The sequence below is a fragment of the Caldicellulosiruptor sp. F32 genome (assembly GCF_000404025.1).
Lineage (GTDB): Bacteria > Bacillota > Thermoanaerobacteria > Caldicellulosiruptorales > Caldicellulosiruptoraceae > Caldicellulosiruptor > Caldicellulosiruptor saccharolyticus.
This window is the reverse complement of sequence record NZ_APGP01000073.1, coordinates 1-20,944: the sequence shown is the minus strand read 5'-3', so window position 1 is coordinate 20,944 and position 20,944 is coordinate 1. Positions and strand designations below refer to the sequence as shown.

19 protein-coding genes, 1 tRNA gene and 1 pseudogene are annotated in these 20,944 nt (G+C 35.9%); 3 read left to right on the top strand and 18 right to left on the bottom strand.

Translation table 11 applies throughout. The features are described from left to right. Positions 1-295 (top strand): annotated as a pseudogene (locus H964_RS12965) (transposase); the annotation flags it as partial. Between the two features lie 702 nt (positions 296-997). Here the strand turns inward: H964_RS12965 and H964_RS07060 are convergent. The 15 genes from H964_RS07060 to H964_RS06990 all read right to left on the bottom strand — a co-directional run bounded on the left by H964_RS07060 (position 998) and on the right by H964_RS06990 (position 16,683). Further along, complete coding sequence (locus tag H964_RS07060; RefSeq protein ID WP_011917008.1) at positions 998-1,357, bottom strand: hypothetical protein; 360 nt, start codon at positions 1,355-1,357, stop codon at positions 998-1,000. A gap of 43 nt (positions 1,358-1,400) precedes the next feature. Continuing rightward, positions 1,401-2,201 carry a hypothetical protein gene (locus H964_RS07055; RefSeq protein WP_039766105.1) on the bottom strand — a complete coding sequence of 267 codons (801 nt, stop codon included), beginning with the start codon at positions 2,199-2,201 and terminating at the stop codon, positions 1,401-1,403. 330 nt (positions 2,202-2,531) lie between these two features. Then, positions 2,532-3,722, bottom strand: a complete 1,191-nt coding sequence (gene tyrS, locus H964_RS07050) for a tyrosine--tRNA ligase (RefSeq protein ID WP_011917006.1) — start codon at positions 3,720-3,722, stop codon at positions 2,532-2,534. A gap of 27 nt (positions 3,723-3,749) precedes the next feature. Next, positions 3,750-5,306, bottom strand: coding sequence for a murein biosynthesis integral membrane protein MurJ (gene murJ, locus H964_RS07045; RefSeq protein WP_039766103.1), 1,557 nt, complete (start codon positions 5,304-5,306; stop codon positions 3,750-3,752). Between the two features lie 33 nt (positions 5,307-5,339). Further along, positions 5,340-6,629 (bottom strand): amidohydrolase, encoded by a 1,290-nt coding sequence (locus H964_RS07040; protein WP_011917004.1) that lies wholly within the window; start codon positions 6,627-6,629, stop codon positions 5,340-5,342. A 3-nt stretch (positions 6,630-6,632) separates the two neighbouring features. Next, complete coding sequence (locus tag H964_RS07035) at positions 6,633-7,883, bottom strand: adenosylhomocysteinase (protein WP_083755744.1); 1,251 nt, start codon at positions 7,881-7,883, stop codon at positions 6,633-6,635. 20 nt (positions 7,884-7,903) lie between these two features. Next, positions 7,904-9,250: a replicative DNA helicase gene (gene dnaB, locus H964_RS07030; protein ID WP_011917002.1), complete on the bottom strand. Its 1,347-nt coding sequence runs from the start codon at positions 9,248-9,250 to the stop codon at positions 7,904-7,906. A gap of 18 nt (positions 9,251-9,268) precedes the next feature. After that, a complete protein-coding gene (gene rplI, locus H964_RS07025) occupies positions 9,269-9,715 on the bottom strand; it encodes a 50S ribosomal protein L9 (protein WP_011917001.1) in 447 nt (148 codons plus the stop codon). Positions 9,716-9,742: 27 nt separating this feature from the next. Further along, entirely contained in the window at positions 9,743-11,746 is a 2,004-nt protein-coding gene (locus tag H964_RS07020) for a DHH family phosphoesterase (protein ID WP_039766098.1), read from the bottom strand. Next, a complete protein-coding gene (locus H964_RS07015) occupies positions 11,743-12,648 on the bottom strand; it encodes a DUF2232 domain-containing protein (RefSeq protein ID WP_039766095.1) in 906 nt (301 codons plus the stop codon). The genes H964_RS07020 and H964_RS07015 overlap by 4 nt, the downstream gene beginning before the upstream one ends. A gap of 29 nt (positions 12,649-12,677) precedes the next feature. Then, on the bottom strand, positions 12,678-13,493 hold the full coding sequence (pheA, locus tag H964_RS07010) for a prephenate dehydratase (RefSeq protein WP_039766093.1): 816 nt from the start codon (positions 13,491-13,493) through the stop codon (positions 12,678-12,680). Positions 13,494-13,644: 151 nt separating this feature from the next. Further along, positions 13,645-14,583: a thiamine pyrophosphate-dependent enzyme gene (locus H964_RS07005; RefSeq protein ID WP_039766090.1), complete on the bottom strand. Its 939-nt coding sequence runs from the start codon at positions 14,581-14,583 to the stop codon at positions 13,645-13,647. 16 nt (positions 14,584-14,599) lie between these two features. Continuing rightward, the gene (gene porA / locus H964_RS07000) at positions 14,600-15,781 is read right to left on the bottom strand and encodes a pyruvate ferredoxin oxidoreductase (RefSeq protein ID WP_039766087.1); all 1,182 of its coding nucleotides are present in this window, start codon (positions 15,779-15,781) and stop codon (positions 14,600-14,602) included. A gap of 27 nt (positions 15,782-15,808) precedes the next feature. Beyond that, positions 15,809-16,108, bottom strand: coding sequence for a 4Fe-4S binding protein (locus H964_RS06995; RefSeq protein WP_039766086.1), 300 nt, complete (start codon positions 16,106-16,108; stop codon positions 15,809-15,811). Next, a complete protein-coding gene (locus H964_RS06990; RefSeq protein ID WP_039766083.1) occupies positions 16,108-16,683 on the bottom strand; it encodes a 2-oxoacid:acceptor oxidoreductase family protein in 576 nt (191 codons plus the stop codon). The genes H964_RS06995 and H964_RS06990 overlap by 1 nt, the downstream gene beginning before the upstream one ends. A 226-nt stretch (positions 16,684-16,909) precedes the next feature. Here H964_RS06990 and H964_RS06985 point away from each other — a divergent pair, with 226 nt between their 5' ends. Beyond that, positions 16,910-17,608, top strand: a complete 699-nt coding sequence (locus H964_RS06985; RefSeq protein ID WP_039766081.1) for a TVP38/TMEM64 family protein — start codon at positions 16,910-16,912, stop codon at positions 17,606-17,608. A 36-nt stretch (positions 17,609-17,644) separates the two neighbouring features. Here the strand turns inward: H964_RS06985 and serS are convergent, their stop codons facing one another. Further along, positions 17,645-18,907: a serine--tRNA ligase gene (gene serS, locus H964_RS06980; protein WP_039766079.1), complete on the bottom strand. Its 1,263-nt coding sequence runs from the start codon at positions 18,905-18,907 to the stop codon at positions 17,645-17,647. Positions 18,908-19,082: 175 nt separating this feature from the next. Here serS and H964_RS06975 point away from each other — a divergent pair. Beyond that, a tRNA-Arg gene (locus H964_RS06975) sits at positions 19,083-19,159 on the top strand. Between the two features lie 138 nt (positions 19,160-19,297). Here H964_RS06975 and H964_RS06970 read toward each other — a convergent pair. Next, complete coding sequence (locus H964_RS06970; protein ID WP_039766077.1) at positions 19,298-19,972, bottom strand: M48 family metallopeptidase; 675 nt, start codon at positions 19,970-19,972, stop codon at positions 19,298-19,300. A 4-nt stretch (positions 19,973-19,976) separates the two neighbouring features. After that, the coding region (locus tag H964_RS06965; protein WP_039766074.1) for a type I restriction enzyme endonuclease domain-containing protein at positions 19,977-20,944 on the bottom strand (968 nt) is incomplete at its 5' end.

The following is a 20,944-nucleotide window of genomic DNA, read 5'->3' as shown; positions in this document are numbered from 1 at the left end:
TTCTGGCCTGGCTTGGACTCAGTACCAATCAGGCAACTTCAATGCCCAAGATGTTTCATTAGCTAAGTGTGGTAACCAATATTCTCAGAATACTATCTTGTTGAAGCTGCTAACTGTGTGATGTAGCACACATTCCGTTATAAAGCTTTCTACAACAAGAAGTTCTCAGAGGTGGACCTGTCATCAGCATAAACGTGCCCTCGTCCTCACCGCAAGACGTTTGATTCCTTTGATCTTTGCAATGCTCAGCAAAGGTCAAATCTATGAAGAAAGAGGTGACGTTTACAATACTTAGCTAATCCCAATTTCTTAATTTAATGTTCCTTTCCAAACAAGCTGCCAGTTAAATTTTTCCATGCTGAGCGGCTCGGTATTCTATTGCCTTTTTCACCCTAATTATCTAAAAAAATTTTTTTAAAAACCCCCTTGACATTATACCGTTTGTCTTTCTCATTACATTTAACACCTGTCGTTTATACATACAATAATTAGCAGCTGATGCCACCAGAGTTTGAGAAGGACTGTATAGAAACATACTGTAACTTATATTTTGATTCACATTTATATAATATATTCCAAGCTTGTACCATATGCTCTGTTAGTTTTAGTATACCAAAATATTATCAAAAAAACAATTGAAAATACTATTAAACCTAAAAAATACTTTAAAAACTTTATTTGCCAATAAATGTTGCCATTATTTTTTGGCAATTTAATTTGATATTAGTACAGTTAAAATTTTTACTGATATAATTCTGATATAAAATCAAGCTTTACATAATAATATTACTTCTTAAATAATTTATTTGCTTTTTATCTGGCACAACAACAGACAACCTACTAAACTCAAATTCCTGCGTTTGTAAAATCGTAATGTTTCTTAATATGAAAATCAAAAAAGCTTTTGCGAAGATTTTTCCTTCACAAAAGCTTTAGTTTTACCAATTTTATCTTTTAGCTGTATGGCATCAAAGCTTTTAAATGTCAATTTCAAAACTTACACTCCATAACAAATCATATATTTATTCTCCTCTTTTGCTTTTTTAATCTTCTTCAAAAGTTCCTTAAGACTTTGGTCTTCTTTTGTCCTCGGGTCACTTTCTACTACTTTCTCTAATTCAGGAAGAGACTCGGGCGGTATCAATGTGACTCCATTTACGTCTATACCATAAAACTCTTTATCAAAACCTCCTCCAACATAGGTTTTTACTCTCCTCAGCCCCATCTCCCACCAGTCCAATACAATATCACTATCCACATATATACAATCATACTTTTCAGGCTCATACTCACCATAATATTTGTTTCTATCTATCTCGTCAATAATACCAAATTCACACATTGTACCTTTGTACATTTATAAAAACACCTCCATAATGTAATAAATTAACACAACTTTATTATTTACCAAAACTAATTAAATCCCCGGTTGGAACTAAGTTCACGCATACTGCATCTAAATAATACCCATTGTATCTGAATCTGTACACATTAGGAGTTTTACCATCAACAAGTTTTTGTGGCGTTAATTTCAATTCAATAACTCTTTTCCTAAATTCATCAGCCTTTCTTACATACTCACATATATTTGATGCTGCTACTTCTTTACCGTGTGTTTTGAAATGATAATTTAAACACTCAGCTCTTGAACCAAAACTTCCTGGTCCCCATAGATTAAGTAAACTCTGGGGAATTTGACGACTTCCTGTTGATGTGGCACTTCCAAAAGTTTCTCCCCCATCTTTAGCATACCATGTTATTTTAATTCTTTCTTCACAAGTTAAAAGCGGAACTCCACTTACAGTGTATTTGTTCTTCCCAATCCCAACATTAGAAAATTGAAAGCTTTTCTTCATGTTCCCAGTATCTATAGTACCATATACCAAGTCTACTGAATCTATTCCTAAATTTGTTATATCGAAAATAATTGAATCTTCAGTTGCAACCCAATTTAATATAACATAATTTGGTAATGTGTTTCCTAATATTTTTTCTTCGCCTTTATTAGTTTGAATTTCTCTAATTTCAGAACTGCTATCTGAACTACCTAAAATTTCATTGCCATAGTTCTGGGTAATATTAGTAACTTGTTGTGCTCTTAAATCATCTGCTACATTTGCTAAAGTTCCTGTACAAAAAACTCCTACTAATACAAGTATTACAGCTAACATACTTGTAAGTCTTAAGATGCCTTTTCTCATATCCCCAAATCTCCTTTCTATTTTTTACATTATAATTTCTTCTCTACCTACCTAACCAATAACAAAATCCTTATAACTTCTATAGGCTACAAAGGGCAAAAATAATAATTTTAATTACCACAGGCAACACTTTTTCTTTAGTTCAAATTAAAACTTTTTATAACAATGTCACCTCTTTAACTATTTATTTACTTTTACTATATGACAACAACAATAACAATAACAATATGCAAACTGCCCAAATTTTTATTTAGAGTGCTTGTAATATTGCAACAAAAATACAACCATTGTTTTATGCAAAATAAAAAAGCTTTTGCAAAGGAAAAACCTTTACAAAAGCTTTACTTTTACAAATTTTAGCTTGCCTACCTGCAAAACATCGCCGTTTTGAAGTTCAATGTCAAGTTCATTTACCTTCTCACCGTTGAGTTTAACAGCACCGCTTTTTATAAGCCTCATTCCCTCACTTGTAGAGGAGCAAAGTTTATTTTCTACCATGAACCTTGGAAGATAAACCTTAGCATTTGCAAGCTCAACTTCTGGAATATCATCTGGAACATCTTTTTTCTGAAACACTCTTATGAACTCCTCTTCGGCCTTTTTAGCTGCCTCTTCGCCATGGTATAGCTTTACTATCTCTCTTGCAAGTCTCATCTTTGCATCTCTTGGATGCAAAGTCCCTTCTTCAAGCTTTCTTTTCATCTCTTCAATCTCTTCAGGCTCTAAATCGGTTGTTAGTTCATAGTACGAAATCATAATCTCATCAGGGATTGACATTACCTTTCCATACATTATATTTGGCGGTTCATTTATTCCAATATAGTTTCCAAGGCTCTTGCTCATCTTGTTAACACCATCTGTGCCAACCAAAATTGGCATCAAAAGAGCAACCTGGATTGTTTTGCTTCCATACTCCTTTTGCAGCGTCCTTCCCATAAGAATATTAAATTTCTGTTCTGTTGCGCCAAGCTCAACGTCAGCTTCAATCACAACAGAGTCATACCCCTGCATAAGTGGGTAGAAGAACTCATGTATAGAAAGTGGCAAGTTCTTCTCCATTCGCTGGCGGAAAGTTTCTCGTTCAAGCATTCTTGCAACTGTGTATTTTGACGCCAAGTTTATAACATCCAAAAAGTTCATAGGCTCAAGCCATTCGCTGTTGTATCTAATTGTAGTCTTTTGAGGGTCAAGAATCTTCAAAACTTGCTCTTTGAACGGCTCAGCATTTTTCTGAACCTCTTCTTTCGTAAGCTGCTTTCTTGTCTCAGACTTTCCTGTCGGGTCACCAATCATTGCTGTAAAATCACCAATTATCAAAATTATGTTATGCCCCAAATCCTGAAGCTGTTTTAGTTTCCTTAAAACAACAGCATGCCCAAGATGAACATCTGGCACGTTCGGGTCAAGACCAAGTTTTATGTTTAAGGGTCTGTCCTGCTTTAGCTTTTCAATGAGCTCTTCTTCAGTAATTATCTCAGCCGCGCCTTTTTTAAAAACTTTGAGCTGGTGTTCTATGTCCATCTGCGACATCTTCCCCTTTCTATATTTTTATATTCCAAGTCTTTCTTTTACCATCTTTACAAGCCAATATGCTTCTTCAACTTTAAAAAGATAAATCAATCCTGCATAAATTGCCATACCAAGTACAATAGCTATTAAAGTGTAAAGAGAAAAAGGAGCAAAGTGCATATTTAAGTTTATAAACCTTTGCTTAAAAAGATACACAAAAATGCCCATTATTAAGCTTGCAATGAGCGATTTTACAAGCACACTTGCAATCCTCTTCCAACCAATTGATCCAAGCTTTTTGCGAAGAGAGATAAACAAAAGCACTGTTGCTATATAGTTTGCAGACGCAAAGGCCATTGCCGCACCTGTGTGCTTGAATTTATGTATAAAAATTATGTCAAGAATGATATTACAAACTATTGCAATAACACCATTTTTTACTGCTGTTTTTGAATCTTTTAGAACATACAATGTTCTGTTCAAAATATCTCTCAAACCTAAACCCACAAACCCCAAAGAGTAAAACATGAGTGGTGATGCTGTAAGCATAGTAGAATAAACTGTAAAATTTCCTCTCTGGTAAATTAGCCTTGTTATCTCTTTTGAGAGTATCATGCCACCTACTGCAAATGGCATCATAAGAAGAATAATTGAGTTTACTGAAGACACAAAAAATTTTCTGAAATTTTCTTTATCGCCCTTTGCTTGAAGGTTTGAAAGTGTTGAAAATGCCAAAACTGAAATAGATGAAGAAAAAACACCAACTACCATGTCATTGAGCTTCCCAGCATATGCAACCGCAGCAACAGCACCACTACTCGTCCCTGTCAAAAGATACCTATCAATAAACGTGTAAACCTGTGCCATGCTGCTGCTTATAAAAACAGGAAAAGAGAATTTTATCATGTTTATAATATTTCTATCCTTCAATCCAACCACAGGATAGAATTTAAATCCATATTTTTTGGCATTGTATAGCTGATAGACAAGGCTCAAAAAATACCCAAAGACAAAACCAACTGCAACAATGTATATATCTATCTTCTTAAAATATCCAAAATATGATAAAAATATAGCAACAAAAATTGCAAGATTAAACGGAATGCTTGACAAAACTGGTTTTATAAAATTGCCATTTGCCTGAAGAAATCCTTGCAAAATGTTTGCAGAACTTGTAAACAGTATCATGAATATGGTTATTTTAAGTAACCTTGAAGCATAAAATATCTGCTCACTTTTACTTGCATGTACTTGAAGTAAAATGAGCTGTTTTGAAAAGATAAAACCTAAAATTGCTACAACGCTCGATGCAAGAAGTAACGTATTTATTACGCTGTTTGTAAACCTTACTCCTTCATCTCCACCTTTTTTCTCTCTAATCTCAGTGTAAAAAGGAATAAAAGAAGTTGAAAATGCAGCAAATACAGAAGCAAAGAGTATATTCGGAAGCTGCAAGGCCAAAGGAAAAGCATCTGCTTTTATACTGGTGCCAAACCTTGCACCAAACGCTACCTCTCTAATAAATCCTATTAGCTTTGTAAAGACTGTTACAGCAAAAAGTTGCAACGCTATTTTTGTTGCTTTCTTGAACTGCAATTTATGTTCCTTCCTTTCATATTCAAAAAGGTTTTACTCTATGCTTTCTTCTAAAATCTTTTCAATACTCTTAATCTCTTTAATTAACGCCTCTTCGTCAATTGTCAAAAGTCTCCCATCCATGTATAAAATTTCACCATCAACAATTGTAGCATAAACATTTGAAGGATTGCTACTATAAACAATGTTTGAAATAGTATTGTAGCAAGGAAGCATATTTAAATCATTTGCTTTTATCAATACAATATCAGCACTAAAACCCTTTTTTAGTCTGCCTGTGTTGTGAATATCTGCTGCCATCGCAGCATTTACAGTTGCCATTTTCAAAACCTCTTGTGCTTTCAATATTTCAGGAAGCCTGTACATTCCCTTTTCCAAAAGTGCTGCAATGTGAATCTCTTCTAAGATGTTGAGGTTGTTGTTGCTTGCTGCAGAATCTGTGCCAATTGCAACATTAACACCTGATTTAATCAAATTAAAAACTGGAGCAAATCCATTGCCAAGCTTTAGATTGCTAGTTGGATTGTAAACAGCTGTGACACCATTTTCAGCTAAAATCTCAATGTCCTCGTCATCAACATACACACAGTGTGCTGCAATACATGGTCTTGTAAAAAGCCCAGCTTTTTGGCATAGCTTCACAGGCGACATATCGTATTTTTCATAACACTGGTTTACCTCATCTTCAGATTCGCTTAAGTGTATCATTATCCCAGTGTTAAATTCTTCTGATAGCTCAGCAACTTTTTCAAGCAGCTCATATGAGCAGGTATACACAGAATGAGGTCCAAAGAAAACCTTTATCTTGTCGCTTGAATAATTATAAATCAATTCTTTTGTCTCATCAAGTCGCTGCTGCTGTCTTTCATCTGTTTGAAGTCCTCTTGACAAAACAGCCTTGATTCCAGTTTCAAGAGCTGCTTTTGCTGTCATATCTTCATGAAAGTACATGTCAAAAAACATTGTTGTTCCACATTTTAGCATCTCAGCAATACCAAGCAAAGAGGAATAGTAAACTATCTCTTTTGTTAATTTCTCCTCAGCAGGAAAAATCTTTTCAAAAAGCCACTCATAAAGAGGAAGGTCGTCTGCATACGACCTCAAAATGGTTTGACCACAGTGAGTATGTGCATTTATAAATCCAGGCAGAGCAATGAGATTTTCTGCATTTATAACCTTGGTAGCAAACATCTTCTCTTTTGATAGTTCTATACTTTGTGAAATCTCTGAAATCTTGCCATTCTCAATCAAGATATCTCCTTTTAAAACTTCATTCTCTCCATCAAGAGTTATTATAGTTGCACCTTTTATTAATAAGTCCATTATCTACACTTCCCAACTATTAAGATATTTTTTCTGCTCATTTGTGAGCCTATCTATTTCAATTCCAAGCGATTTAAGTTTAGCCATCGCTACATAAGAATCTATTTCGCTTGGCACCTGATAGACTTTTTTATCCAAATTCTTGTAATTTTGCGCAACATAAATGGTACAAAGTGCCTGAATGGCAAATGACATATCCATAATCTCTATTGGATGGCCATCTGCTGCTGCAAGGTTGACAAGCCTGCCTTCTGCAAGTACAAATACATCTTTGCCATTTTCAAGCTTGTAACCTGTGATATTCTTCCTTGCTTCATAAATTTTTATAGCTTTTTTCTCAAGCGTTTCTATGTCAATTTCAACGTTAAAATGCCCGCTATTACACAAAATTGCTCCATCTTTCATCTCCAAAATGTGTTCATATCTTACAACATCTTTGCACCCCGTTGCGGTGACAAATATATCACCTATCTTAGCAGCATCTTCCATCTTCATTACCTCAAACCCGTCCATATATGCCTCTAAAGCCTTTATAGGGTCAACCTCTGTCACTATTACCTTCGCACCAAGACCTTGAGCTCTTTTTGCAATGCCCTTGCCACAAAAACCATAGCCTGCAACAACAACATGCTTCCCTGCAACTGTGATATTGGTTGTCCTCATTATTCCATCCCATGTTGACTGACCTGTACCGTACCTGTTGTCAAAAAGGTGTTTGCAGTATGCATTATTGACTGCAATCATAGGGAATTTAAGCTTTCCATCCTTTTCTAATGCTTTTAATCTTATTATACCTGTTGTAGTTTCCTCACATCCGCCCATTATCTTATCAGAGAGGTTTTCAAGTTTTGTGTGAAGAAGGTATGTCAAATCACCACCGTCGTCTATTATCAGCCTAATATCATTTTCAAGCGTCTTTTCAAGATGGTAAAAGTATTCTTCTTCAGTTGCGCCTCTTATTGCAAAGACTTCAATATCCTCATGTACAAGCGCTGCTGCAATATCGTCTTGTGTTGACAAAGGGTTTGAGCCTGTCACATACACATTTGCTCCAAGGTCTTTCAAAAGCAGTGCCAAATTTGCCGTCTTTGCCTCAAGATGAACCGAGATTGCCACATTTATACCGTTTAAAGGTTTTTCATTAATATAATCTTTTCTTATCTGTTCGAGTATAGGCATAAACCTCTTTGCCCACAGAATCTTCCTCAGCCCTTCTTCCCATAGACAATAGTCTTTTATGATTGCCAACAACACCACATCCTTTTTTGGTTTATTTATACTCTGTTTTTCTCTAAGTCCTTGAACTTTGTATGCTTGTCCAAGAACAAAAGCTCAATTGTTCCAGTCGGACCATTTCTGTGCTTTGCAATTATAAGTTCTGCTATGTGTTTTTTGTCAGTGTCAGGATTGTAATACTCGTCCCTGTACAAAAACGCAACAATATCCGCATCTTGCTCAATTGCACCACTTTCACGAAGGTCAGAGAGTATCGGTCTGTGGTCAGCCCTTGTTTCAGGTGCACGGGATAGCTGTGAAAGAGCAAGCACAGGGACATTTAGCTCTCTTGCCAAAGCTTTTAATGACCTTGAAATCTCAGCAATTTCTTGTTGTTTGCTTTCAAATCTGCCACGAGCTGTCATAAGCTGCAAATAGTCAACCATCACAAGACCAAGACCTTTTTCTTTGAGTTTGAGCCTTCTACACTTTGCCCTCATCTCAGAAACTGTTATGGCAGGTGTGTCGTCAATATAAATTGGAGCATTTGACAAAAGTGCCAAAGCCTTTGCAAACTTTTTCCACTCTTCATCCTCTAAGTTGCCAGTACGAAGTTTGTGACTGTCTATCATTGCTTCTGAGCAAATCATACGGGTTACAAGCTGTTCTTTTGACATCTCAAGCGAAAATATAGCAACAGGAACACCTGCCCTTAAGGCTGCATGCTGGACAATGTTAAGTGCAAAGCTTGTCTTGCCCATTGCAGGCCTTGCAGCAATCAAAATCAGATCTGATGGCTGAAGCCCTGCTGTCATTCTGTCAAATTCAGCAAATCCTGTTGGCACACCTATGATATGTGATTTTCTGAGATACAGTTCCTCTATCTTATTGTATGTTTCAATTAATATTTCTTTTAAATGAGAAAAATCTCTTGAGCTTTTGTGAGAAATCACATTGAAGATAGTCTTTTCAGCAAAATCAACTATATCTTCAACTCTTTCTGTCTGGCTTTTACACTTTTCTATTATCTTCATTGATGAGTTTATAAGCTTTCTAAGTAGCGACTTTTCCTCAACAATCCTTGCATAATATGTAGCATTTGCAGATGTTGGCGTGTTTATAACAAGATTTGTCAAATATTCACTTCCACCAACCGCCTCAAAACTTCCTCTTTCTCTTAGACGTTCTGAAACTGTTATAACATCTATGGGCTTGCCCTCTTCAAAAAGGTCCATGATAGCTGCAAAAACTTCTTTTAGCTGTGGGGTTGCAAAATCATCTTCTGTCAAAATCTCTGTGATGTCAGAAATTACCTCTTTGTCAAGAAGCATCGCCCCAACAACAGCCTCTTCTGCCTCGCGGCTTTCTGGCATTTCACTGTGGCTTTGGAGAATATCAGGTTCCATGGTCAAATCACTTCCTCTTTAGCTTGAGGTCACATGGACTTTCAGTTTTGCCACAATACCTTGATAAAGTCTAATTGAAACCTCATAACTTCCAATTTGCTTTATTGGGTCTTCAAGCTCAATCTTTTTCTTGTCCATGTCAATTCCAAGCTGTCTTTTTATCTCATCAGCTATTTCTTTGTTTGTAATAGACCCAAAGAGTTTTCCGTTTTCACCTGCTTTCGCTTTTATTATTACCTGACTTTTCTCAAGCTTGTCTGCAAGGTCTTTGGCAAGCATAAGCTCTTTTTCTTTTTTCTTCTGCTCAGCCTCTTTCTTTTCTTTTATGTGCTTTTCTAACCCCTCTGTTAAAGGTGCTGCGAGCTTTCTTGGAATTAAATAATTTCTTGCATACCCATCATTTACTTCAACAATTGAGTCTTTTTTACCCAAGCCCTTGACATCCTGAAGAAGCACAACTTTCATAGCAAAACCTACTCCCCTTTTTTATTTTTAAGTTTTTTGATTTTCCACAATGTATTCATCAATTGCTTTGAAAAGTATATCTTTTGCCTCATCCAAGGTTACATTTTCAAGCTTGCTACCTGCTGTCTCCAAGTGTCCGCCACCGCCTATTTTTTCTAAAATTAGCTGGACATTTATCTTGCCGTTTGACCGGGCACTAATTAATACTGTGTTGTCTATTTTGCAGACTACAAAAGATGCATCAATCCCTTTTATATTCAAAAGCTCATCTGCTACCTTTGCTATTATAACATTATTCCTGCAAGTTTGTGAATAATCAATAACAACTGCAATATTTCCATAAAGTACCTGTGCATTTGATATAAGCTGGTGCTTTAAAATGTAATCTTCCAAGTCCTCTTTTAGATATTCTTTTATACTCTCAGGCAATGCTTCATTTTCTCTAAGGTATGTTGCAACCTCAAATGTTCTAACACCTACATTTTTGGTAAACCCTCGCGTGTCAATCATAATACCAGCAAGCATAATTTCTGCTTCAACTTTTTTGAGCTTTATTCCTTCATAACTCAAAAGCTCGGCAACGAGCTCTGATACAGACGATGCGTATGTCTCTGAATAGCAAATGAGAGCTTGTTCAATCCAGTCAGCTGCTCTTCTGTGATGGTCAATTACAATTATCTTCTCAAAACTCAGAATCATATTTGGCATATCAACGTAACTTGTCCTCTGCGTATCAACAACAAACAAAAGTGAATTTTTTGTCTTTAGCTTGAGCGCCTTTTGCTCGTCAATTATCATGTTTTCATATTGAGAATCTGATTTTAGCATTTCAACGAAATCCTTTATAGTTGGGTTAAAAGAATTTATAACAATATATGTCTCCTTGTTTAAATTTAAGCAAAGTTTCGCAAGACCAACTGAGGCACCTAAACAGTCCAAGTCAAAATACTGATGGCCCATGATAAAAACCTTGTCAGAGTGCTTTATAATTTCTTTTATAGTCTGTGCCATGACACGTGAGCGGACTTTTGAGCGTTTTTCATGCTCTTTTGTCTTCCCGCCATAAAATTCAAACTTTCCATTGTAGAAAACCACAAGCTGGTCGCCACCACGTGAAAGTGCCATGTCCAGCGCTGTTTTCGCATCTTTTTGAGCTTGGAATATAGAGTCATCTCTTATTCCAATACCACAGCTGATTGTAGGAATTATTCGATTATACAAGTTTACCTCTTTTATCTGATCAAGTATATTAAATCTTCTTTCTTGCATTTTGTAAAACGCTTCTGTATTACAGATGAAAAGGTACTTGTCTCTTTCATATTTCATCAAAAACACATCAGACCTTATCTGGTTATAAAACCAGTCCATGACCCGCCTTTCAATCTCAGATGCAATGTTTGACTTTGAAACCTCCGGTGCAGAATTTAAAACATCATCGTAGTTGTCAATCATAAGATAACCAAAAACCACATTTTGAAGTTCAAACGTCTTCTGAAGAGTAACATAATCTGTTATGTCGATAAAGTAAAAAAGCCTCAAATACCTTTTGTCGTTTTTCTCTCTCTCTACCTCAACAAGAGTAATAAAGACATTGAAAAAATAGCTCTGATACTCAAAACTATCCAGCCTTGGCTTGTTATCTAAAATTGCCTGATAAAGCTCTGGAAGTTCATCTTTTAGATTTTTGCCAATAAGTCTCTTGTCTTTGGATATTTCTAAAAACTTCTGGTTATACCATATAATATCTCCGTTGTACTCTGTGATTAGTATAGGTAAAGGAAATTTTAAAAGTGTATCTTTTGATGCAGTGTCAATGTTGAGGGTAAGTGTTTCTATAAATTCTAAAAGTTGTTTATTCTTTTTTCTATTGATTCTTATGTTATAAGCTGCAAGTAAGATTATGAGTGAAAAGCAAATTATACCAATCCTAAGGTTATAGTACAAAATTATTAAATTAAAAACAAAAGAAAGTGCAAATCCTGCTTGAGATACAGAAAAGTCAAATTTAAAATGTACCTTTTTATCTTTCACAATTTCACCTTCTTTGGTCCTCTTTTCTTAAAATCAAATACCAAATCTAAAAAGCCGATTAAAAACATTATCGGTAAAATTTGAAAACTAAAAGTTATAATAACAATCATCATCCAGCCTCTAAAAAATAGTGAAGAAATCTTCTCAGTAATAATTGCATATATTAAAGAAAGGGATTGAATAAAAAGAAGCCATAAGAGAATTATTATCATGTTGCTGACAACAATGTACAAAAGGTTCACTTGTGTCAGAAAAAAAGAAAGTATAAAGAAGACAACAACCCCTACTGTCACTTCTTTTGGCATAAATAGCTTTTCAAAATTTAGAAAATCCTTTTCAATTTTTAACCTCTTTGCAGTCCATTTAAAAAAATAGTAGGCAACAGTCCCAAATGTAATTGATTCTATTATAACAAAACTGGGTACCATCAGTTTCATAAATTCGGCAAACTTATCAAGTAAAACATCTTCGTTTAAGGCTTTAAAATATTCCTCAAGCATATTCTTTAAGAACAAAATTAATCCATTTATAATGTCAATTTTATATAGACTTTTGATTGCCTTTATCATAAAAACTTGGTATGCCAAAAAAGCTACTATTAAAGCCGAAAAGTCTAAAATATAGTTTTTTGCGTATTTCAAAGTGATATAAATTGTAACTGGAACAATGTATACAATCAAAAGATAAACAAATACTATTGGAGTTTTATCCATAAACATAAGTCCAATACTTGCAAAGACATATGAGATTATAATTCTTGGAATAAAATTTTCTTTGGAAATTAAAGTATATAAAGGAACAAACAAGAGTACTAATAGAGGATTAAACTGTGACAAAAACAAAACAAATTGAAGTAAAGCAAAAATCCCAATAAGCAAAGACTCTTTTGCCAACTTTTTCATACTCTTCTCATCCATCCTCACTTTTTATTTCACTCTCTCATTACCGAATAAGACCCAAGAAGCTTATAAAATGCAGACTTTCTCTGCACAACTTTTAGAGCATCACTCACATCCTCTTCATCTATAAACCCATCAATATCAACAAAAAAAACATACTCGCCAAGACTTGTCTTTGCCGGTCTTGATTCTATCTTAGTTAAATTTAAATCATATAGATTAAATATGGCTAAAATCTTATATAAACTTCCCGGTTTGTCATATGTTGAGAATATTATTGATGTCTTGTTCTTTTCTCCTCTTTCAAAATTAGGAATCTTATTCAAAACAAAAAACCTTGTAAAGTTATTGTCTTGATTTATTGGCCCATCTATTATCTGCAGGTTATTTTGCTTTGCTGCAAAGAGCGAACAGATGGCAGCATCAACTTTGCCTTCTTTGCACATCCTTGCCGCATACGATGTACTGTTTACCTGTATTAGCTCTGCGCCCTTGTAATTTTGTCTTAGATAGTCATGACATTGTGAAAATGCTTGCGGATGTGAAGCAATCGAGTTTATCTTCTTTGTATTCTCTCTGCTACAGAGGTAATGCTCAACCTTTAAAACTATTTCTCTTATGATATAAACATCTGCTTTCAGAAGATTGTCAAGTGTAGTTGACACACTTCCTTCAATAGAATTTTCAACAGGGACAATTCCGTGCACTTTTTCATCCTCAGTAACCATCTCAAATACATCATCTATTGTATCACAAGGTAGGAGGTCTATATTTTCATCTTTTATTATAAATCTTTTTGCAGCTTCATAAGAATACGAACCAATGGGACCTAAATAGGCAATCTTCACCTTTTCACCTCAAATCTGCTTTTTATATATTTTAACATTGATTTTATAAGTATTAAAGGCTCAAAATAAAGTTTAAACAAAAAAGGTCCTTTGACCAGTAAACTTGCGGCCAAAGAACCCTTTTGGAAAGCCCATTTTTATTATAAAAACTTTACTTTTCACCACAAAGCTCTAAAAGTCTCTCCCATCTTCTATCAACTTCCTGCTGAATCTGCTCAATTAAATGTTCATTCCCTTTCTTGAATAGGTGTCTGAATCTCCCCTGTGTCTTTAAAAACTCAACAACAGGAAGCTTTTCTTTTGGCTTGTATGTGAGTCTGTACTGACCGTTTACAACCTCGTAAAGAGGCCAGAAGCATGTATCAACTGCAAGTTTTGAAATTTCAATTAGCTTTGATGTTTCATATCTCCAACCTCTTGGACACGGAGCCAAAACATTCAAAAATGCAGGACCGTTGGTATAAAGTGCTTTTTCTGCCTTTTCAATTAAGTCTTTCAAGTTTGGTGTTATGAATGCTGTCTGTGCAACATATGGTATACCATGTGCAACCATTATCTCGGTCAAATCTTTTCTCCATTGCATCTTACCAGGTAAAACTTTTCCTTGTGGTGATGTTGTTGTATCAGCATAAAGTGGTGTTGCAGAAGATCGCTGGATACCCGTGTTCATATAAGCACCGTTGTCGTAGCAAACATATACCATGTTATGACCTCTTTCCATTGCACCAGACAGTGACTGCAAACCTATATCGTATGTTCCACCGTCTCCTCCAAATGCGATGAATTTAAATTCACCTTGAACTTTTCCTTTTTTCTTCAAAACCCTGTACGCTGCCTCAGCACCTGCAATTGTTGCAGCAGCGTTTTCAAATGCACTGTGGATAAATGAATCCTTCCATGCTGTGTACGGATAAATACAGCTTGAAACCTCCAAACAACCTGTTGCAACACCAACAACTGCTCTGTCTTCTGGCTTTAAAGCTCTTAAAATTGCTCTTACAGCAACGGGCGCACCGCAGCCTGCGCACATTCTGTGCCCGCCTGTAAATCTTTCAGGTCTTGCAGCAAGCTCTTTTATATTGTATGCCATTTTAAAGCGCACCTCCTTATTCTCTCACGCCAATGTAGTTGTAGACTTCTCCGATATTGCCTGTCTTGACAATGTCAAGAAGTCTGTCAAAAACTTTTGCAATATCATCAATCTTTACGTCTCTTCCACCAAGGCCATAGATGTAGTTGATAACCTTGATACCATCAGCTCTTCCGTACAGAGCACTTGTAATCTCAGTAAACAGAGGACCACCTGCAGCATTAAAGCTGTCTGTCTTATCCATTACAGCAATTGCTTTAAGGTGCTTAAGTGCCCCTACAATCTCTTCAACTGGGAATGGTCTGAAAAGCCTTGGCTTAAGCAAACCTACCTTGTATCCTTTGCTTCTGTACTCGTCAACAACAGCTTTAGCAGTTCCTGCTGTTGAGTTCATAACAACAATTGCAACCTCTGCATCATCAAGCTTATAGGTTTCAAAAAGTCCATACTTTCTTCCACTTATCTTCGCAAACTCTTCGGCTACCTCTAAAACTACCTTCTTTGCATTTCTCATAGCTTCTGCCTGTTGCCTTTTGTGTTCAAAATAGTATGGTGGCAAGTCCAACGGACCCATTGAAATTGGATTTTCTTCATTCAAAAGGTAATATTCAGGATTGTACTCACCAATGAAGTTTCTTACAACCTCATCTTCTAAAAGCTCTATATTCTCAACAGCGTGGCTTGTGATAAACCCATCGTAACATACCATAACAGGAAGTCTAACATCTTTGTGCTCTGCAATTCTTATTGCTTGAATTAAAGAATCATATGCTTCTTGATTGTTTTCACAATAAATCTGAATCCATCCACTGTCTCTTGCACCCATTGAGTCTGAGTGGTCATTGTGAATATTGATAGGACCAGAAAGTGCCCTGTTTATAACTGCCATTACTATTGGAAGTCTCATTGAAGCAGCAATATATAGCATCTCCCACATCAGAGCTAAACCTTGTGAGGATGTAGCTGTCATTGTTCGAGCACCAGCTGCTGAAGCACCAATGCAGGCACTCATTGCACTGTGTTCAGATTCAACAGCAATAAACTCTGTGTCAACCTCACCATTTGCAACAAATTGAGAAAAATACTGTGGTACCTCAGTTGAAGGTGTTATTGGAAACGCGGCAACAACATCAGGATTTATCTGTCTCATAGCATACGCTATTGCCTCGTTACCGCTAAGTCTATCACGAATTGCCATTATTCTATTCCCTCCTCTGTAAAATTCTTACTTCTGTTCTTCTACAAAGTCAAAAGCCTTAAATGGGCAAACTTCTGTGCAAACACCACAACCTTTGCAATGGTCATAATCAACGCCAACCATCTTTCCATTTTCAACCTTTATAGATGAATCTGGACATACGTAGAAGCAAAACAGGCATTGTTTGCATTTATCTTCATGCCAAACAGGTCTCATTGTTCTCCAGTCGCCTGTTTTGAAATCCTCTGCATTCCCTGGGTCTATTATTATACCAGCGGGTGTCAATTCCTTCCATGTTGATTCCTCTGTTACTCTCATCTTTCTCATTATCCTTGCACCTCCTGCATTCCTCTAACAAACGCCTTCAAGTTACCCTCTATCACATCTGGCTTTGTCGCAAATTTGTGCTTGAGTGACTCCTCCATGTCCTTAATAGCTTCATTTTCAGGAATAATGCCTGTTACCTTAATTACAGCACCCAACACTGGAACATTGGGGAAATACTTACCCAAGCACTCCCTAGAAATCTTTCTTGCGTCAATTGTATAAACCTTGCCATCAAAATCGCCTAAAAGCTTCTTGATTTCATCTGGAGATTTTGAAGTGTTTACAATGATTGCTCCGCCTTTCTTGAGTCCTTTTGTAACATCGACACTGCCAATGAGTGTCTCATCAACAACCACAACATAGTCTGGTTCATAGATGTTGCTATGGATTGTAATTCTCTCATCGCTTATTCTGTTGTAAGCTGTGATTGGGGCACCCATTCGCTCAGGACCATACTCAGGAAAACCTTGAACGTATTTGCCTGTGTTGAAAGCAGCTTCAGCTAAAAGAAGTGAAGCTGTCTTTGCACCCTGGCCACCTCTTCCGTGCCATCTTATCTCAATCATCTTGCCCATGTTCGTACCTCCTTTTTTAAAAACGTTACAGTCTTTTATTTGAACTACTAAAGAGAATCAATATTAACACTACCTTTTTATTATATATTTTGAATGTTAAAAAATCAACATATTTTTGAATACACCATAATTGTAATTATTTGTTATATGGCTTGATTTGTTTTTGTATTTAGGGTATAGTTATTTTCGATGAAAAATTTTTAAAAGAAACTTGTGGAGGGAGAAAGTGAAGGGCAAAAATGCTAAAATTGTGTTAAACATTATTGCAATATTACTTTTTTTAATTGCAATTGCCTTAGTTGGAGCAAAGTATTCAAAACAAATAATAGCACTCACATCAAGCCCAAGCAAATTCAGAGATTGGGTACTTTCTTATGGAAAGTGGGGCGTACTGGTTTTTATACTTTTCCAGGTTCTACAAGTTGTAGTGTCAGTTATTCCAGGTGAAGCTGTTCAGGTCTCTGGTGGATACATCTATGGAACTTTCGCGGGCACTTTTTACTCACTCACTGGGATAATGCTCGGTTCAGTAATAGTCTTTTGTCTTTCCCGACTTTTAGGATATAACTTAATCAAAAAAATTGTATCAGAGAAAAGTTTAGAAAAATTTTACTTTGTAATAAACTCGCCAAAAATTGAGGCAGTGATATTTCTTCTATTTTTAATTCCTGGAATACCAAAAGATATACTGGTGTACATTGCTGGACTTTCTCCAATTAAACCTATTAATTTCTTCATAATAACAGCCATTGCAAGATTCCCTGGAATTTTCTTTTCATCTTATTTTGGCAGCAATTTAGAAAAGAAAAATTATGAAGTTGCAATCGCAGTTGCAGTTGTGGCAATTGTTCTTTTCATAATCGGTCTTGTTTACCATGAAAAAATTATAAAAAAGATATCTTCTCTTGTTCATAAAAAAAGGTAGCAGCCTTTTTAAAAGGCTGCTACCTTTTCTGTTTTTTTACTTTATAATGTCTGTGCCCATATACTTTCTTAAAACCTCAGGCACCACTACACTCCCGTCCTTTTGCTGGAAGTTTTCAAGTATTGCTGCAACAGTTCTGCCCACTGCAAGACCTGAGCCATTTAATGTGTGGACAAAGTCGAGCTTTCCATCTTTTCTTCTAAACCTGATATTTGCTCTTCTTGCTTGATAGCTTTCAAAATTAGAACAAGATGAAATTTCAACATACCTTCCGTAACTTGGCATCCAAACTTCAATGTCGTACGTCTTTGCAGACGAAAAACCTAAATCACCTGAACAAAGCAAAACAACCCTGTATGGTAATCCTAAGTGCTTTAGCACATCCTCAGCATCGGCTGTAAGCTTCTCAAGCTCATCATAAGAATCTTCTGGTTTTGCAAACTTTACAAGCTCAACCTTGTTAAACTGATGCTGGCGAATAAGCCCTCTTGTGTCTTTGCCAGCAGCACCAGCCTCTGCCCTAAAACATGCAGAGTAGGCAACATATTTTATCGGGAGGTCTTCTTCTTTTAATATCTCTTCTCTGTGGTAGTTTGTAACAGGCACTTCTGCAGTTGGTATCAAAAAGTAGTCATCTGTTGTTTTAAAAGCGTCTTCTTCAAACTTTGGAAGCTGCCCTGTGCCAATCATAGATTTTCTGGCAACCAAAAATGGTGGGAAAAGTTCTATATATCCGTGTTTTTCTATGTGAAGGTCAAGCATAAAGTTAATTAAGGCTCTCTCAAGCCTTGCACCAAGCCCTTTGTAAAATGTAAAGCGGCTACCTGAAACTTTTGAGGCTCTTTCAAAATCTAAAATCCCTAATTTTTCTCCTATTTCCCAGTGAGGCTTTATCTCAAAATCAGGGACCCTTGGCTCTCCCCATCTGCGCACCTCAACGTTCTCTGTATCGTCCTTGCCAACCGGCACAGACTCATGAGGAATATTGGGAATGGTTAGCAAAATCTTTTCTATCTCATCCTCGACTTCTTTAACCTGGCTATCTAACTCTTTAATTTTATCAGACAACTCTTTTAGCTCATTCATAAGCTCTGTTGTGTCTTTTCCTTCTTTTTTAAGCTTTGGAATCTCTTTTGACTTTTGATTTTGAGTAGCTTTCATTCTTTCAACTTCTGCAAGAAGTTTCCTTCTCTTTTCATCAAGTTCTAAAATAGGTGCAATTGAAATATCCTTATTTCTTTTATTGAGGCCTTCTTGGACTTTTTCTGGGTTTGATCTTATAAACTTTAAATCAAGCATTTTATGGTCTCTCCTTCTATAGTTAAGTTGTTTTTCTAAGGTTGATTATAAAGTTATTCTGTAGTTTAAATCTTATCAGTGTTTTCAGAGCTTGTAAATATTTTATCACAAAAAGCTGCTACTTTACAAACCCTAAGAAATGTTGTATTATATTATTTGCAAAATCCAAATAGATGCGCCCGTAGCTCAGCAGGATAGAGCAATGGTTTCCTAAACCATGTGCCGGAGGTTCGAGTCCTCTCGGGCGCACCATTTTAAAAAGGAAAATCAACAACCAATAACAGAAAAAGAATAAAAAACTTGTGCTGCGAAAGTAGAAAAAGCTTAATTTAAGCACAGGTTTTTTTGTTTTTTTAACATTTCTGGCAAAAGACCTTCAAAAATTTGACTTTATATATTAAGCAGATATCCATTCTTCTTAAGCCACTCTTCATGCTTTTTATAGTCAGGCATAAGCATCTTTACCTTTGTCCAAAAAGCCTTGCCATGATTTTTCTCTTCAAGATGCACAAGCTCATGAACAATCACATAGTCTATTACAGACAGCGGTGCCATAATAAGTCTCCAAGAAAAGTTTAAGTTACCTTTTGCAGAACAAGAACCCCATCTTCTCTGTGCATTTGTTATATTTACTTTGTTGTATTTAAAATCTCTTTTTTGAGCCCACCAGTTTACTCTCTCAAGAATCTTCTCATAGGCAGCTTTTTTATACCAATCTATGAATACATTCTTTGCTTCTGGCAAAGCACTTCTTGAGAGATAAAACCCATTTTCGAATTTGAGCGGGACATCTTGGTTTTCCACTATGTGCAGTTTATAATACCTGCCAAGGTATAAAAATCCCTCTCCGCTGACAAATTCTTTTGGCAAGACTTTGGGATCTCTCGCTTCTATCTCTTTCTTTCTCTTGTCAATCCACTTTCTATGTTTTTGAATAACATCCCATATTGTTTTTTCATCCACATTGATCGGAGCTTTGACTATGAGTGTGCTATTTTCTGTTATTTGCAAAGCTATGGTTTTTCTATTTGAGCGTATGATTTTTTCAATTTTAATGTCTAGCATAATATCACTTCCTAAAATGATGATAAGCAAGTTCTAAAAGTCTTTGAGCTATTTCATTTCTCTTGTTGAATATATTTTGACCGGAAGAATTAGAGATATATACTGCAGTTTCAGTTTTAACTCCATCATGGTTGTTTTCATACATAGCAGGTGATATTTTTTCAAGCAAATGCGAAATTATAAAGAATTTCAACTTTCTTTGTTTTGTTGCACTTTCCCAAAAATCAACCGCTTGAACCTCTCTGCTTATTAATTCTACCAAATCTCTTGTTGTGCTAACAAGAAAATCTATTTCGCTCTCAGAAAGTTCACTTACAGGTTTTTTCCCAAATATTTGGTCTTTTAGCAACCCAAAAAACGGCATTTCTTTCTTAGGGTCAAGCCCATAAGTCTGTTCTGCTTCTCTCCCTTTTTTCAACTCTTCTCTTAATTTTTCTAATTCAATACATTGAGCATCCCAATTTTCTTTGTATTCTTGAAGTAACCTCTTTAGTCTATCTGAAAACCTCTCATAAAGTTCTGGATCTTCTTCCCAATGCTCATCAATATACTCAATTATCGCATGCTGTAACTCTTGAGCTTTTGCCTTGCTTGATTTTTTGTGAAGTTTTTCTAGGAATTTGTCTTCAAAAAGTGGAGTAGGTGGTACTTTGGGATCTATTCCCTGAGAGATCAGGTATTCTTCCACAATTTCTCTTATCTTATTGCTTGCATCTTTTATACTCAGCTTGTCATCTCTGTATCTATTTCGAGCGGATTCTTTTATGAAAGCAAGAATTTTCAAGTCAGTAAGGTATCTTAGTGCTGCAGGGTCAGGAAAAACCTCGTCCATACAACGGTTAAACCATCTCACAAGAGCTATAAATTCATTTCTGACCTGCTCATCAACAAGAATGTCAATACATTCATCTACATTCTGGCGCCAGTTTCTAATGCCATATTTTTCAAAAAACTCTTCAATAAGATTGTGAA